Genomic DNA, 14,630 nt, shown 5'->3' on the forward strand with positions numbered 1-14,630 from the left:
TTGGGCTCAGGCCGCTTCGGACTTGGGCGTGTTCAGCCAGGCCATCCGCTCGCGCAGACGGGCGCCGACCTGTTCGATCTGGCTTTCGCGGTCCGCCTTCAGCCAGGCTTCGTACTGGGGCTTGCCGGCCTCGTTCTCGGCGATCCAGTTGCGCGCGAAGGTTCCGTCCTGGATCTCTTCCAGGATGGTCTTCATCCGGGCCTTGGTCTCTTCGTTGACGACGCGCGGGCCGCTGGCGACGGCGCCGTACTTGGCCGTCTCAGAGATGAAGTGGTGCATCTTCGAGATGCCGCCTTCGTAGAACAGGTCCACGATCAGCTTCAGCTCGTGCAGGCATTCGAAATAGGCGATCTCGGGCTGGTAGCCGGCCTCGACCAGGGTGTTGAAGCCCTGCATGACCAGTTCCTTGGCGCCGCCGCACAGGACGGCCTGTTCGCCGAACAGATCGGTCTCGGTCTCTTCGCGGAAGGTGGTTTCCAGCAGACCGCCGGTCGCGCCGCCGTTGCCCTTGGCATAGCCCATGGCCCGGTCGCGGGCCTTGCCGGTGACGTCCTTCTCGATGGCGAACAGCGACGGCACGCCGCGGCCGCGCTGGAACTCGCGACGGACCAGATCGCCCGGTCCCTTGGGCGCGACCAGGATCACGTCCATGTCGGGACGCGGGGTGATGCGCTCGTAGATGATCGAGAAGCCGTGGGCGAACAGCAGGGCCGAGCCTTCCTTGGCGTTCGGCTCGATGATGTCGCGATAGACGTCGCCCTGGACCATGTCCGGGGTCAGGATAGCGATGATGTCGGCGCCCTTGACGGCCTCGGCCGGTTCGGCGGTCGGGACGCCGTCCTCGGTGGCGTGTTTCCAGCCCGTGCCGCCGTGACGGACGCCGGCGACCACGTCATGGCCGCTGTCCTTCAGGTTCTGCGCATGGGCGCGGCCTTGCGAGCCATAGCCGATGATGGCGATGCGCTGACCGGCGATGGCGCCCGGCTTGATGTCTTCGTTGGTGTAGATGGTGATGGCCATGAGAATTCAGGCGTCCTGAGCAGCAGTGGATTTGTGAGACGCCTGGCCAAAATCGGGAATCTGGGCCGGCGGCGGGTTGGGAATGGTGACCGCGCCCTGGGCCGCCGAGGCGACCGAGGCGCGGTATTTGGCGAAGACACCTCGCGCCGGGCGGACTACGTGGGGCGTAAAGCCCGCCCGGCGCGTCGCCAGATCGACATTGACGTCGATGCGGCGGTTGGTGACGTCGATGGTGATGCGGTCACCATCGCGAATGAGAGCGATCGGGCCGCCCACGGCGGCCTCCGGCGAGACGTGGCCGGCGACGAAGCCGTAGCTGGCGCCCGAGAAACGACCGTCGGTCAGCAGGGCGACATTGTCGATCTTGCGGCCCTTCAGGGCGGCGGTGACCTGCAGCATCTCGCGCATGCCGGGGCCGCCCTTGGGCCCTTCGTAGCGAATGATGATGACGTCGCCCTCGCCGACCGAACCGTCCTGAACGGCGTGGAAGGCGTCTTCCTCGCTGTCGAAGACGCAGGCCGGTCCTTCGAACTTGTCGACCTTGTGACCGGTCAGCTTGATGACCGCGCCCTCAGGGGCGACGTCGCCATAGATGACGGCGAAGCTGCCACGGTCCATGACCGGGGCGTCGAAGGTGGTCACGACCACCTGACCGGGGGTCTCCTCGGCCTCGGCCGCTTCGGCGAACAGGCTGCGACCGCTGACGGTTGGGGTGTTCACGATCTTGCCGGCTTCGGCCATCCGCTGCGCGACCAGGCGGGTGCCGCCGACGGCGAACAGGTGCGAGGCCAGGAATCGGCCGCCCGGCTTCAGGTCGCAGATGACCGGCGCCTCGACACAGGCCTGGTGGCAATCCTCAACGCCGAAATCGACGCCGGCCTCAGCCGCGATGGCCGTCAGGTGCATGACGGCATTGGTCGAGCCGCCGGAGGCGGACACCGCGACAGCGGCGTTCTTCAGGCTGGCGCGGGTGATGTATTTGCGGGCCGTGTCGCCGGCGAAGACCCGTTCGACAATCAGTCGGCCGCAGCGCTCGCCCTCGGCCGCCTTGCCGGGGTCCACCGCCGGCACGTCATTGGCGCCCATGGGCGAGATGCCCATGACCGACAGGGCCATGGCCATGGTGTTGGCTGTGAACTGACCGCCGCAGGCGCCGGCGCCGGGGCAGACGGCCTGTTCGACCGCCTTCAGACCTGCGTCGTCCAACGTCCCGGCCGAATGGGCGCCGATGGCCTCGAACACCTCCTGGACCGAGACCTCCTTCACCCCGATAACACCGGGCATGATGGTGCCGCCGTAATAGACCAGGCCGGGGATATCCATCCGGGCCAAAGCCATAGCCGCCGCCGGGATCGTCTTGTCGCAGCCGACGATGCAGACCACGCCGTCCAGCTGGTGGCCCTCGATCGCCAGTTCGATGGAGTCGGCGACGACCTCGCGGCTGATCAGCGAGGCCTTCATGCCCGCCGTGCCCATCGAGATGCCGTCGGTGACGACGATGGTGTTGAAATCGACCGGATAGCCGCCCGCCGCGATGATGCCGGCGCGCACATCCTTGGCCAGGCGGTCCAGGTGCATGTTGCACGGTGTGACCGTCGACCATGTGTTGACGATGCCGATCATCGGCTTGTCGAAATCGGCGTCCTGCATGCCGGCGGCGCGCAGATACGAACGGGCTGCGGCCCGGTTCGGGCCAGCCGTCACCGCCGCGCTGCGCGCATTGGGCTGTCTGGGCTGTGAGGTAGAATCTTGCGTCATCGGTCCGGTTCTTTTCGAACCGCCAAGCACTAAAAACCCCGCTTCCTTTCGGGAGCGGGGTGGTGCGAGGCGATCCTGAGTGTGTCTAGGTCAGGTCGCGTGCATCCACGCCGCTTGCGTAAGCAGGCCGAGGAGTACGAGGAGAATGAGGAATACAGGGCTTTCCAGGCCGCCCGGCGCGCGAACGGCCGCCACCGCCTTCGCGGTACGTCCCTTCATCATGTCGCGCGTCATCGTGGCCACGGGGGCTCCCTGTTCTGACGCCAAGAAACCATACCGGCGGGCGCCGCACAACCCCTGTCGCAAAAATTTTGCTCAACAGACCGAAAAGCACCCCGGCAGGGGTGTTTCTTGCCGGAAACGATGTTGCACCGTCCAAACGTAACGCTTGCTCACGCCATGTTAGGGCTTAGGCGCGGCGGCGGGGTTGAAACCGGGGCGCGACAGTTCCATTGAGACGCCCAACAACATAATCGTTCAGAGGAGCCTCCCCATGACCGTTCGCGTCGCCATCAATGGTTTCGGCCGCATTGGCCGTCTCGTCCTTCGCTCGATCATCGAGCACGGCCGCACGGACATCGAAGTGGTGGCGATCAACGATCTGGGCCCGGTGGAGACCAACGCCCACCTGTTCCGCTACGACTCGGTGCACGGCCGCTTCCCCGGCACGGTGACCTCGGGCGAAGACTGGATCGACGTCGGTACGGGCAAGATCAAGGTCACGGCCGAGCGCGATCCGGCCAACCTGCCGCACGCCGAGCTGAAGGTGGACATCGCCTTCGAATGCACCGGCATCTTCACCGCCAAGGACAAGGCCAGCGCCCACCTGAAGGCCGGCGCCAAGCGCGTCCTGGTCTCGGCTCCCGCCGAGGGCGCGGACAAGACCATTGTCTATAAGGTCAACCACGAGACCCTGACCGCCGACGACATCGTGGTGTCCAACGGCTCGTGCACCACCAACGCCCTAGCGCCGGTGGCCAAGGTGCTGAACGACCTGTTCGGCATCGAGCGCGGCTATATGACCACCATCCACTCCTACACCGGCGACCAGCCGACGCTGGATACGATGCACAAGGATCTGTACCGCGCCCGCGCCGCCGCCCTGTCGATGATCCCGACCTCGACCGGCGCCGCCAAGGCCCTGGGCCTGGTTCTGCCGGAACTGAAGGGCAAGCTGGACGGCTCGTCGATCCGCGTTCCGACCCCGAACGTCTCGGTCGTCGATCTGAAGGTCGTCTCCGGTCGCGACACCTCGGCTGACGAGATCAACGCGGCGCTTCAGGCCGCCGCCGACGGCCCGATGAAGGGCGTCCTGTTCACGACGACCGATCCGCTGGTTTCCAGCGACCTGAACCACATCGCCGCTTCCTCCACCGCCGCCCTCCCCCAGACCCAGGTCGTCGACGGCAAGCTGGCGCGTGTGCTCAGCTGGTACGACAACGAATGGGGCTTCGCGACCCGCATGGCCGACACGGCCCTGGTGATGGCGAAGTTCCTCTGATGGAGAAAAGGCGGCCCAAATGGCTTTGGGCCGCCACTATTGCCCTATGGATATCAAGTGGATACGCAGGACCCGCGCTGCTTAGCCTCCCCTGGGCTGCAACCCAAATGCCCGACGCCTTCCTCGATGAGATTTACGGTCCAATTCTGATTGCTGCCTATGGCATTTCTATAGTTTGGCTCGTCGCACTCATCGCTGTCAGCTTTAGACACTCTCCACGGATGCAATGGGTCTATTTCGGAATTCCGCTTCTAGTCACCTGCGCGTTCATTCTCCTGGCGACCATCAGCTCCAATACTGGGGTCGAGGTCTTATTCGTCCCTAGCTAAACGAGCTCTTATGACCTTCCGCACCCTCGACGACGCCAAGGACCTCGCCGGCAAGACGGCCCTGGTCCGCGTGGACTTCAACGTCCCGATGGAGGACGGCAAGGTCACGGACGACACCCGGCTGCGCGTCGCCCTGCCGACGATCCAGCGCCTGCGCGACGCGGGCGCCAAGGTGGCGCTGCTGGCCCACTTCGACCGGCCCAAGGGCCAGCGCGTCCCGTCGATGAGCCTGAAGCCGGTGGTCCAGCCGCTGGAGGAACTGCTGGGCGCGCCGGTCCGCTTCGCCGACGACTGCATCGGCCCGGACGCCGTTGACGCCATCCGCGACCTGGACGCCGGCGGCGTGGTCCTGCTGGAAAACGTGCGCTTCCATGCGGCGGAAGAGGCCAATGATCCGGTCTTCGCCCAGAAGCTGGCCGACCTGGGCGACCTCTATGTCAACGACGCCTTCTCGGCCGCCCACCGGGCCCATGCCTCGACCGAAGGGATCGCGCACCACATCCCCGCCTACGCAGGCGAATCCATGCGCCGCGAGCTGGACGCCCTGGACGCCGCCCTCGGCAATTCGCAAAAGCCCGTCATCGGCATCGTCGGCGGCGCCAAGGTGTCCACCAAGCTGGACTTGCTGAAGAACCTGGTCGGCAAGCTGGACCGGCTGGCCATCGGCGGCGGCATGGCCAACACCTTCCTGTTCGCCCAGGGCATCGACATCGGCGGATCCCTGGCCGAACGAGACATGGCCGATACGGCGCGCGAGATCATGGCCGAGGCCGAGGCGCGCGGGTGTCAGCTCCTGCTGCCGGTGGATTTCGTGGTTGCGACCGAGGTCAAGCCCGGCGCCGCGTCACGCCCCGTCGTCGCCGGCGCCGCCCTGTCGCCCGATGACAAGATCCTGGACGCCGGTCCGGCCACGGTTGCGCGCCTGCTGGAGGCCTTGACCGCGTCCAAGACTCTGATCTGGAACGGCCCCCTGGGCGTGTTCGAGGTTCCGCCCTTCGACGCCGCGACCGTGGCCGTCGCCCGCCATGCGGCCGCCCTGGCCAAGGCCGGTGTTCTGGTCGCCGTGGGCGGCGGCGGCGACACCGTCTCGGCCCTGAACCACGCGGGCGTATCGGACGACATGACCTTCGTCTCCACCGCCGGCGGCGCCTTCCTGGAATGGATGGAGGGCAAACCCTTGCCGGGCGTCGAGGCCTTGCAGGCCTGATCGCCGACGGGGCGCGGACCATCGGGGACCGCGCTTCTGTCGTGTTACGCAGGGGATTGGTTGTAACACGGCGTGACTTTGTTGCGTCGCAACGCTAGTCTCCGGCCCAATCATAAAAGACTTTCGGCTCAGGAGATTTCATCATGGCGCGCATCACGCTGCGACAGCTGCTCGACCACGCGGCAGAGAACGACTACGCCCTACCCGCCTACAACATCAACAATATGGAGCAGGGTCTGGCGATCATGGAGGCGGCCCACGAGGTCAACGCCCCGGTCATCATCCAGGCCTCCCGCGGCGCCCGGAACTACGCCAACGACGTGGTTCTGGCCAAGCTGATCGACGCCCTGGCCGAACTCTATCCGGACATCCCGGTCTGTATGCACCAGGACCACGGCAACGGCCCGGCCACCTGCGCCACCGCCATCCAGTACGGCTTCACCTCGGTGATGATGGACGGATCGCTGGAAGAGGACGCCAAGACCCCCGCCTCCTACGAGTACAACGTCGAGGTCACCCGCCGCGTCACCGAAATGGCCCACGCCTGCGGCGTCTCGGTCGAGGGCGAACTGGGCGTACTGGGCTCGCTGGAAACCGGCATGGGCGAGGCGGAAGACGGCCACGGCTTCGAGGGCAAGCTCGATCATTCGCAACTGCTGACCGACCCGGACCAGGCCGTCGACTTCGTCGCCGCGACCAAGGTCGATGCTCTTGCCATCGCCATGGGCACCAGCCACGGCGCCTATAAGTTCAGCAAGAAGCCGGACGGCGACATCCTGGCCATGAATGTGATCGAGGACATCCACCGCCGCCTGCCCAACACCCACCTGGTGATGCACGGCAGTTCTTCCGTGCCGCAGGATCTGCAGGACATCATCAACCAGTACGGCGGCGAAATGCCCCAGACCTGGGGCGTGCCGGTCGAAGAGATCCAGCGCGGCATCCGCCACGGCGTGCGCAAGGTCAATATCGACACCGACAACCGCATGGCCATCACGGGCGCCATCCGTAAGGCCCTGATGGAGAACCCGCGCGAGTTCGATCCGCGCGCCTATCTGAAGCCCGCCAAGGCGGCGATGAAGAAGCTGTGCATGGAACGGTATCAGCAGTTCGGCTGCGAGGGTCAGGCGTCACGCATCCGCCCGCTGTCCACCGCCCAGATGGCTCACCGCTACGCCTCGGGCGACCTGGACCCGTCCTTCCGCGCCGCCGCCGTCAAGGCCGCCTGATCAATCAGAACACCGGGTAGCGACCGCTCAGTTCGCCTCGCACCCGGCGCAGGTCCCATTCGGCGCGATCCAGCGCGTCGCGCGCCTCTCGGGCGTTGCGGCGCGCGTCGCGGATTTCCCCGCGCACCTCGTCGATCCGGTCGCGGATTCGCTGCTTCTGTTCGTCCGTCAGGCCGTCCTGGCGCAGTTCGCGCTGTTTGGCGTCCAGCTTGTCCTCGCGATCCTCGATGCGAGACTCGGCGCTGCTCAGCGCGCTTTCGGCGGCATCGACCGCCGCCTCGACCTCGTGCAGCCTGCGCCCGTCGTTATAGGCGGGCAGGAACTCCGCCTCCTCCTCGGGTCGGCAGACGCCGTAATAGGTGTTGCCCGCCCGCCCCTCGGTCCAACCCCGCTGGAAGGTGCAATAGGTCCTCAGCCCGTCTTCGCGCGCCGATCCATAGGCCGCCGGATTGGGCGCCACCTGGTATTTTTCACAAGCCTTGGCGTGGTCGTCCAGCCGGGTCACTGGATAGCCTGCCGCGCCGTCGGCATAGCCCTTCTCGCCCCAGGCGCCCGCCAGACATTCGTCCTTGCTCATGGTCGTGCAACTGCCCAGCAGCGCCGCTGCCGCGATCCAGCCGCCCGTGATCAGAAAACGCTTCATCGCAATCCCCTACGCCCCAAGCTTCACTATCGAACCATGACAGCTCCTCGCGCAAGCCGTGTGCTGTGCTAGGGAGCAACGGTGTCCGACCCAGATCTGATCGACGAAGACGACCTGCCCCCGCCCCTCGCCGCCGCCGAAGTATTGGAGGCCCGCATCGACGCGCCTGGCGTTCGCCTGGACAAGGCCTTGGCCGAGGCGTTCCCGACCCTATCCCGCGCCCGGCTCCAGGCCCTGGTGGCGCAGGGCGCTGTCCGTCGCGACGGCGTGGTTCTAAGCACCGGCTCCGCCAAGGCCCAGCCCGGCCTCTATGTCGTCGCCCTGCCGCCCGTCGCCCCGGCCACGCCTCAGGCCGAAGCCATCCCCCTGACGGTCCTGTATGAAGATGCCGATCTAATCGTCATCGACAAGCCCGCCGGCATGGCGGCCCACCCGGCCCCGGGCTGCGAGACCGGCACCCTGGTCAACGCCCTGCTCGCCCATTGCGGGGACAGCCTGTCTGGCATCGGCGGCGTGGCCCGTCCCGGCATTGTCCACCGCCTGGACAAGGACACCTCCGGCGTCATGGTCGCCGCCAAGACCGACCGAGCCCATCAGGGCCTGTCCGCCCTGTTCGCGACCCACGACATCGAACGCACCTACATCGCCCTGACGCGGGGCGCGCCGTCTCCGTCCAGTGGCCGTATCGCAACCCGCATCGGACGCTCCACCGGCGACCGCAAGAAAATGGCGGTGCTGAAGGCCGGCGGCCGTGAGGCGATCACCGACTATGTCGTCCAGGCGACCTTCGGCGAACCCGCCAAATCAAGGGGCGCGCCAATGGCCGCCCGCGTCGCCTGCACGCTGCACACCGGCCGGACCCACCAGATCCGCGTTCATCTGTCGTCCAAGGGTTCGCCCATCCTCGGCGATGCAACCTACGGCTCCGGCAGCCCTGGCGCCCCAGTGCGGGCGGCGATCGCTGAGGCTGGTTTGACCCGCCAGGCCCTGCACGCCGCCGTCCTCGGCTTCGTCCATCCGGTCACCGGCAAGACCCTCCGCTTCGAGACCGCGCCGCCTCCTGATATGGTCCGGCTCGAAGCCTTGCTCTCCGACCTTTGAGGCCCGCCATGCTCGACCCCGACATCCACGACAACGCCGAGCTCAAACGTTACGAACTGCCCGTGGACGGCGAGGTGGCGGTCGTCACCTACAACCTGTCCCCGCCGAACCTGATGATCACCGAGACTTTGGTGCCGGAGCGGCTTGAGGGGCAAGGCATCGCCAGCCGATTGGCGAAGCATGTGCTGGCCGACGCCAGAGCCCGCAACCTTCTTATCCTGCCCGTCTGCCCCTTCTTCTCCGTCTATCTGAAGAAGCACCCCGAGTTCGCCGACGCGGTGCACCCGACCTATCGCGATCTGCTGGGCGTCTAGGGAGGCGAGCACCATCGCTCGCGGATAGCCCGTCTTGAATAGCAACTGACCTAGTTCTATATAGACATCTGCTTGCGAACGTGGCGCCGGGGCCACGGTCACGCTTTCGTGTGACCGCCCGCCTCTAAAAATGGCGGCAACCCATCGCTACTTCACCGGTTGAGGGGTGAGACGTCGGTGCACACATTGTGGCCGATGACGAAGAGCCCGCTCGTTTAGACGGTCGGAGGGACCTGTATATGGCTGCCAATAGTACGCTCGCGGTGATGTCGCCTGAACAAGGCCTGTCGCGTTATCTGACGGAAATCCGCAAGTTTCCGATGCTGACCAAGGACGAGGAGTTCATGCTCGCCAAGCGTTGGTCTGAGCACCAGGACCCCGAGGCCGCCCACCGTCTCGTCACCTCGCACCTTCGTCTCGTGGCGAAGATCGCCATGGGGTATCGCGGCTACGGCCTGCCGATCGGCGAAGTGATTTCCGAGGGCAATGTCGGCCTCATGCAGGCCGTCAAGAAATTCGACCCCGACAAAGGCTTCCGCCTGGCGACCTACGCCATGTGGTGGATCCGGGCCTCGATCCAGGAATACATCCTGCGCAGCTGGTCGCTCGTGAAGATGGGCACCACCGCCGCGCAGAAGAAACTGTTCTTCAACCTGCGCAAGGCCAAGAGCCAGATCTCGGCCTTCGAGGAAGGCGATCTGCACCCCGAACACCTCGCCGCCATCGCCACCAAGCTGGGCGTCAGCGAAGAAGAGGTCACCAACATGAACCGCCGCCTTGGCGGCGACGCCTCGCTGAACGCGCCCCTGCGCGCCGACGGCGAAAGCGAATGGCAGGACTGGCTGGCCGACGATACCGCCGTGTCCCAGGAAACCCAACTCGCCGAAGACGAGGAAAAGGGCATCCGGATGAGCCTGCTGCAAGAGGCCATGGAGGAACTGACGGATCGGGAAAAACACATCCTGACCGAACGTCGCCTGAAGGATGATCCTGTCACTTTGGAAGAGCTCGCCGGCGAATACGGCGTCTCGCGCGAACGCGTCCGCCAGATCGAGGTCCGCGCCTTCGAGAAGCTGCAAAAGGCCATGCGGGCCGCCGCCGAAGAGCGGAATCTGGTCGACGCCTGATCCGGAGACGCCGTTATCTGAGGCCTTCCCTCAGGTGACGGCGCCTCAGGACGCCCGGGCCATCTCAACGGCAGGCGCCGACCTTGCGGTCACCAACAGTTCGTTGATTGGAAGGGACAGCGCGGCCTTGGTCACGGAGCCTGACGCCAGGAAGGCTTCCACGCCGCCGGCAGCGATGGCCAATTTGGCGTCGCCAGCCTTGGCTGCAAGCCCCTTCAAAGTCTGCGCCTGCTGGTGAATCGCGCGGGCGGCTTGAACCGGGTCCTGATCGAACTGGGCTATAGCCGCCGCCAGGATGCGGATCGCCTGGTCCTTGACGTCGATCTTGCTATCGACTGCGCCGTCTGCCCGGCGCTTGCGCGCCCCGGAATATTCGCCCGAGTTGAAGCGGCGCCGGTCCGGGCCGACATAGCCGACAGCTTCGACCCACGGACGCGACTTCAAGGCGACGTTCTCGACCCGTTTGAACAGATCTCCGATCGTATAGGGCTTGCGCAGGAACTCGTGCACGCCGGCGTCGCGCGCGCCCTTGATGGCGGCGGCGGTGGCCTCATTGGTGATCATAATGATCGGCGCCGTGCGGCACGCCATGTTCGACCGCCGGATCCGTCGCGCAAGGGTCTCGCCGTTCAGCGTTTCGCCTGTACGTTCGGTAAAGATAATCCCCGGTTCTACATCGCGCAGCAGCTCTATCGCGGCTTCCTCGGTGATCGCGACATAGACTTCTCTCGCGCCCAGGCCTTTCATGATGTCAGACAGTAGTCGCGATGCGCCGACGTTCGGCTCGACGATCACGACCCGTCGCACGGCGGGCTCGATGCGGCTCAGGGTTCTGGCGTCGGCGGTGAACAAGGGCTTCTGCTCCGGTTTCGACCAGAACCCTACCCGCTGCTGGTTAAGGCCCGTTGAATCGGGCCGTCCTTTCGCCTCAACCCTGGAATGGATCCCGCATCAAGATCGTGTCGTCCCGTTCGGGGCTGGTCGACAACAGGGCCACCGGCGCGCCGATCAGCTCCTCGATCCGACGCACATATTTGATGGCGTTGGCGTTGATGTCCTTGAAGCTGCGGACCCCGGCGGTGCTTTCGCTCCAGCCTTCCAGCTCTTCGAACACCGGCTCGGCAGCGGCCTGGGCCTTGAGGCTAGACGGTAGGTAGTCCAGCACCACGCCGTCCACCTTGTAGCCGACGCAGATCTTCAGCGTCTTCAGCCCGTCCAGCACGTCCAGCTTGGTCAGGGCGATGCCGTCGATGCCGTTGATCGCCACCGACTGGCGCACCAGAACGGCGTCAAACCAGCCGCAACGGCGCGCGCGGCCCGTATTCACCCCGACCTCGCGGCCGACGGTCGCCAGGTGCCGACCAACCTCATCGTCCAATTCGCAGGCAAATGGGCCTTCGCCGACGCGGGTCGTATAGGCCTTCACGATGCCCAGAACATAGCCGACGCCGCGTGGCCCGATGCCCGACCCCGCCGCCGCCTGACCGGCCACGGTGTTGGAGCTTGTGACATAGGGATAGGTGCCGTGATCGACGTCCAGGAAGGCGCCCTGCGCCCCTTCAAACAGCACTCGCTTGCCGTCCTTCTGCGCCTGATCCAGCACCCGCCAGGCCGGCTTCACATAGGGCAGGATCTTAGGCGCGATCTCCAGCAGTTGGGCCAGCAAGGCCTCCGGATTGATCGGCTCCAGCCCCAGGCCCGCGCGCAGCGGATCGTGGTGCGAGCGCAACCGGTCGATCTTGACCTTCAGGTCGTCTTCATTGGCCAGGTCACAGACCCGGATCGCGCGACGTCCGACCTTGTCTTCATAGGCCGGACCAATGCCGCGGCCGGTCGTGCCGATCTTGGCGCCCGGCGCGCTGGCCGCCGCCTCGCGCGCCACGTCCAGCGCGGGGTGGATCGGCAGGATCAGGCAGGCGTTATCGGCGATAGTCAGGATGTCGGGGCTGATGTTCACGCCCTGGACAGCGATCTTCTCGATCTCGCCGACCAAGTGCCAGGGATCGACGACCACGCCATTGCCGATGATCGACGGCTTGCGCTGAACCACGCCGCTGGGCAGCAGGGCCAGCTTGTAGACCTTGCCGTCCACGACCAGCGTATGGCCCGCGTTATGACCGCCCTGGAACCGCACGACCATATCGGCGCGGTTGGACAACCAGTCCACGATCTTGCCCTTGCCCTCGTCGCCCCACTGGGCGCCGACCACCGCTACGTTCGCCAAAGTCCGTACTCCGCTTGAATGCGGGCGCAGCCTATAGCGGGGGAATCATCCGATGTCGTCCCGTCACGCGCAATTATACGACTTCGACCGCCGCCGCCTCGAACGCCCACTCCAGCCACGGCGTCGCCGCAACCACATCCGCCGTCTCGACCGTACAACCGCACCACAGCCTCAGCCCCGGCGGCGCATTACGGTGGGGCTCCATGTCGAACACCGCCGCCTCACCTTCCAGCAGAGCCTTGAACCGTTTGACGAAGGCCTTCTGCGCCTCGGCGTCAAGGGCCGCGATCCGCGGATCGACGAACTTCAGACAAACCGAGGTGGTCGAACGGATCTCTGCCCGCTCGGGCAGGAAATCGATCCAGTCGGTCCGCGCCACCCATTCGGCCAAGGCGGCGTAGTTGGCGTCGGTGCGCCTGATCAGCTCGCGCAAGCCACCGATCCCTTGCGCCCACTCCAAGGCGTCGATCCAGTCCTCAATGGTCAGAATCGAGAAGGTGTTGATCGCCACACCATCGCCCAGCGCCCGGTCGAATCCCTTGCCGTCCGTCAACCGCAGCAGCTTCGGAATGGCCCGATCCGGCCGATACGTATCCAGCCGCGCCACCGCGCGCGGCGACAGGGCCATCACGCCGATGCCCGCTTCCCCGCCCAGCCCCTTCTGGAAGCTGAAGGTCACCACATCCAGCTTGTCCCACGGCAGATTCATGGCGAAGGCGGCCGAGGTGGCGTCGCAGATCGCCAGCCCCTCGCGATCATCGGCGATCCAGTCGGCGTCCGGCACGCGCACCCCTGAGGTCGTGCCGTTCCATGGAAACACCACATCCTTGGACCAGTCCGCCCGGCTCAGGTCCGGCAGTTCGCCCCAGGGCGCCGTAAGGGCTTCCGGTTCCAATCCCAGATGATCCCGCACGTCCGCCAACCAGGTCAGGCCGAAATTCTCGAACGCCACCACCTGCACCGGCCGCGCGCCCAACATGCCCCACAGGGCCGCCTCCACCGCCCCGGTGTCGGAGCCCGGCGTATAGAGCAGCACATGGCTGTCAGGGACCTCCAGCACCGCCCGCGTCAGCTTCAGACCGTGCGCGAACCGCTCCACCACTTCGGGCGCTCGGATGCCGCGCCCCAGCAAATCCTGCGGCAGACCGGCCAGGCTGTACCCAGGCCGCTTGGCCGTCGGCCCGGCCGAAAACCACGGCCGCGCCGGCTTCACATCAGGCTTTGCGATCATGGTCTGTCCCCTGCTCGAGCGCCGCTCAACGTCCCGGCGTATAGGGCCGCTTGGCGCGCCAGTCTTCGGCGAATTTGACTAGAGCCGCATCCGGCTCGTCCGGCAAAGTCACCACCAGCCGCGCCAGCAGATCGCCCCGACGTCCCTGGGCGAAGGCGCCCCGCCCCTTCAGCCGCAGCAGCTTGCCCGAGTTGGAGCCGGCCGGAATCGTCATCTGCACCACGCCCTCGGGCGTTGGAACCCGCACCTTGGCGCCCAGCACCGCATCGGGCACCGACACCGGCAGGTCCATGGACAAGTCTGCGCCGTCGCGCTTGTAGATCGGATGCGGCTCGATCTTCAGCTCGATCAGGGCGTCGCCGTTCTCGGCCCCACGTCCGGGCGATCCTTGTCCGCGCAAGCGAATGGTCTGGCCGTCCGCCGCCCCCTTTGGAATGGTCACGTCCAGGGTCCGCCCGTCCGAGAACTGGATACGTTTGGTTGCCCCGGCGATGGCGTCTTCCAGACTGATGTCCAGTGTCGCCTTCACATCCTGACCACGCGCCGTGAAGTCCCGCGCACCGCGCTGACGCCCGCCGCCGCCGAACATCCCGAACAGATCGTCCAGATCGACGCCTTCAAAATTAGCGCGCCCGCCAGGACCGCCTCCGGAGAAGCCACCTTGCCCGAACGGATTGCCCCCCGCACGGCCGCCGCCGCCAAAGCCGCGATATTGTTCGTTGCCGTCATTATCCAGCTGACCGGCGTCGTATTTCGCCCGCTTCTCGGCGTCGCCCAGGATGTCGAAGGCGGCCGTCACCCGTTTGAACTTGTCCTCGGTGATCTTGTCCCCGGGATTCTTGTCGGGGTGCAGTTCCTTGGCCAGTTTGCGGAACGCCTTCTTGATCTCATCCGCGCTCGCGCCCTTCGAAACGCCCAGTTCCTTATAGGGATCGCCTGCCACGTG

At 65.9% G+C, this 14,630-nt stretch carries 14 protein-coding genes; 6 read left to right on the forward strand and 8 right to left on the reverse strand.

Annotation, left to right across the window (positions count from 1 at the left end; translation table 11 throughout):
- Window positions 1-6: 6 nt before the first annotated feature.
- The 3 genes from ilvC to ACW177_RS14215 form a co-directional block, all read right to left on the reverse strand.
- The gene (ilvC, locus tag ACW177_RS14205) at window positions 7-1,020 is read right to left on the reverse strand and encodes a ketol-acid reductoisomerase (RefSeq protein ID WP_492026327.1); all 1,014 of its coding nucleotides are present in this window, start codon (window positions 1,018-1,020) and stop codon (window positions 7-9) included.
- 6 nt (window positions 1,021-1,026) lie between these two features.
- Complete coding sequence (gene ilvD, locus ACW177_RS14210; RefSeq protein WP_492026328.1) at window positions 1,027-2,778, reverse strand: dihydroxy-acid dehydratase; 1,752 nt, start codon at window positions 2,776-2,778, stop codon at window positions 1,027-1,029.
- 90 nt (window positions 2,779-2,868) lie between these two features.
- Window positions 2,869-3,021: a hypothetical protein gene (locus ACW177_RS14215; protein WP_492026329.1), complete on the reverse strand. Its 153-nt coding sequence runs from the start codon at window positions 3,019-3,021 to the stop codon at window positions 2,869-2,871.
- A 250-nt stretch (window positions 3,022-3,271) separates the two neighbouring features.
- Between ACW177_RS14215 and gap the strand changes: the two genes are divergently transcribed.
- The 3 genes from gap (at window position 3,272) to fba (ending at window position 7,044) form a co-directional block, all read left to right on the forward strand.
- On the forward strand, window positions 3,272-4,279 hold the full coding sequence (gap, locus tag ACW177_RS14220; RefSeq protein WP_492026330.1) for a type I glyceraldehyde-3-phosphate dehydrogenase: 1,008 nt from the start codon (window positions 3,272-3,274) through the stop codon (window positions 4,277-4,279).
- A 339-nt stretch (window positions 4,280-4,618) separates the two neighbouring features.
- Window positions 4,619-5,815 (forward strand): phosphoglycerate kinase, encoded by a 1,197-nt coding sequence (locus ACW177_RS14225; RefSeq protein ID WP_492026331.1) that lies wholly within the window; start codon window positions 4,619-4,621, stop codon window positions 5,813-5,815.
- A 143-nt stretch (window positions 5,816-5,958) separates the two neighbouring features.
- A complete protein-coding gene (gene fba / locus ACW177_RS14230) occupies window positions 5,959-7,044 on the forward strand; it encodes a class II fructose-bisphosphate aldolase (RefSeq protein ID WP_492026332.1) in 1,086 nt (361 codons plus the stop codon).
- Window positions 7,045-7,048: 4 nt separating this feature from the next.
- On the opposite strand, the gene ACW177_RS14235 is transcribed toward fba, so the two are convergent.
- Window positions 7,049-7,687 (reverse strand): DUF2799 domain-containing protein, encoded by a 639-nt coding sequence (locus ACW177_RS14235; protein WP_492026333.1) that lies wholly within the window; start codon window positions 7,685-7,687, stop codon window positions 7,049-7,051.
- Between the two features lie 81 nt (window positions 7,688-7,768).
- Here ACW177_RS14235 and ACW177_RS14240 point away from each other — a divergent pair, with 81 nt between their 5' ends.
- The 3 genes from ACW177_RS14240 to rpoH all read left to right on the forward strand — a co-directional run bounded on the left by ACW177_RS14240 (window position 7,769) and on the right by rpoH (window position 10,229).
- Window positions 7,769-8,788, forward strand: a complete 1,020-nt coding sequence (locus ACW177_RS14240; protein WP_492026334.1) for an RluA family pseudouridine synthase — start codon at window positions 7,769-7,771, stop codon at window positions 8,786-8,788.
- Window positions 8,789-8,796: 8 nt separating this feature from the next.
- The gene (locus ACW177_RS14245) at window positions 8,797-9,102 is read left to right on the forward strand and encodes a GNAT family N-acetyltransferase (protein ID WP_492026335.1); all 306 of its coding nucleotides are present in this window, start codon (window positions 8,797-8,799) and stop codon (window positions 9,100-9,102) included.
- 239 nt (window positions 9,103-9,341) lie between these two features.
- Window positions 9,342-10,229: an RNA polymerase sigma factor RpoH gene (gene rpoH, locus ACW177_RS14250; protein ID WP_267514364.1), complete on the forward strand. Its 888-nt coding sequence runs from the start codon at window positions 9,342-9,344 to the stop codon at window positions 10,227-10,229.
- Between the two features lie 45 nt (window positions 10,230-10,274).
- Here rpoH and ACW177_RS14255 read toward each other — a convergent pair whose 3' ends face one another.
- The 4 genes from ACW177_RS14255 to ACW177_RS14270 form a co-directional block, all read right to left on the reverse strand.
- Window positions 10,275-11,081: a response regulator gene (locus ACW177_RS14255; protein WP_492026336.1), complete on the reverse strand. Its 807-nt coding sequence runs from the start codon at window positions 11,079-11,081 to the stop codon at window positions 10,275-10,277.
- 76 nt (window positions 11,082-11,157) lie between these two features.
- Window positions 11,158-12,453: an adenylosuccinate synthase gene (locus ACW177_RS14260; RefSeq protein ID WP_492026337.1), complete on the reverse strand. Its 1,296-nt coding sequence runs from the start codon at window positions 12,451-12,453 to the stop codon at window positions 11,158-11,160.
- Between the two features lie 73 nt (window positions 12,454-12,526).
- Window positions 12,527-13,684 (reverse strand): phosphoserine transaminase, encoded by a 1,158-nt coding sequence (locus tag ACW177_RS14265; protein ID WP_492026338.1) that lies wholly within the window; start codon window positions 13,682-13,684, stop codon window positions 12,527-12,529.
- A 25-nt stretch (window positions 13,685-13,709) separates the two neighbouring features.
- Window positions 13,710-14,627, reverse strand: a complete 918-nt coding sequence (locus tag ACW177_RS14270; RefSeq protein WP_492026339.1) for a DnaJ C-terminal domain-containing protein — start codon at window positions 14,625-14,627, stop codon at window positions 13,710-13,712.
- Between the last annotated feature and the right edge of the window lie 3 nt (window positions 14,628-14,630).

It is taken from the genome of Brevundimonas sp. AVps23W (assembly GCF_058681395.1).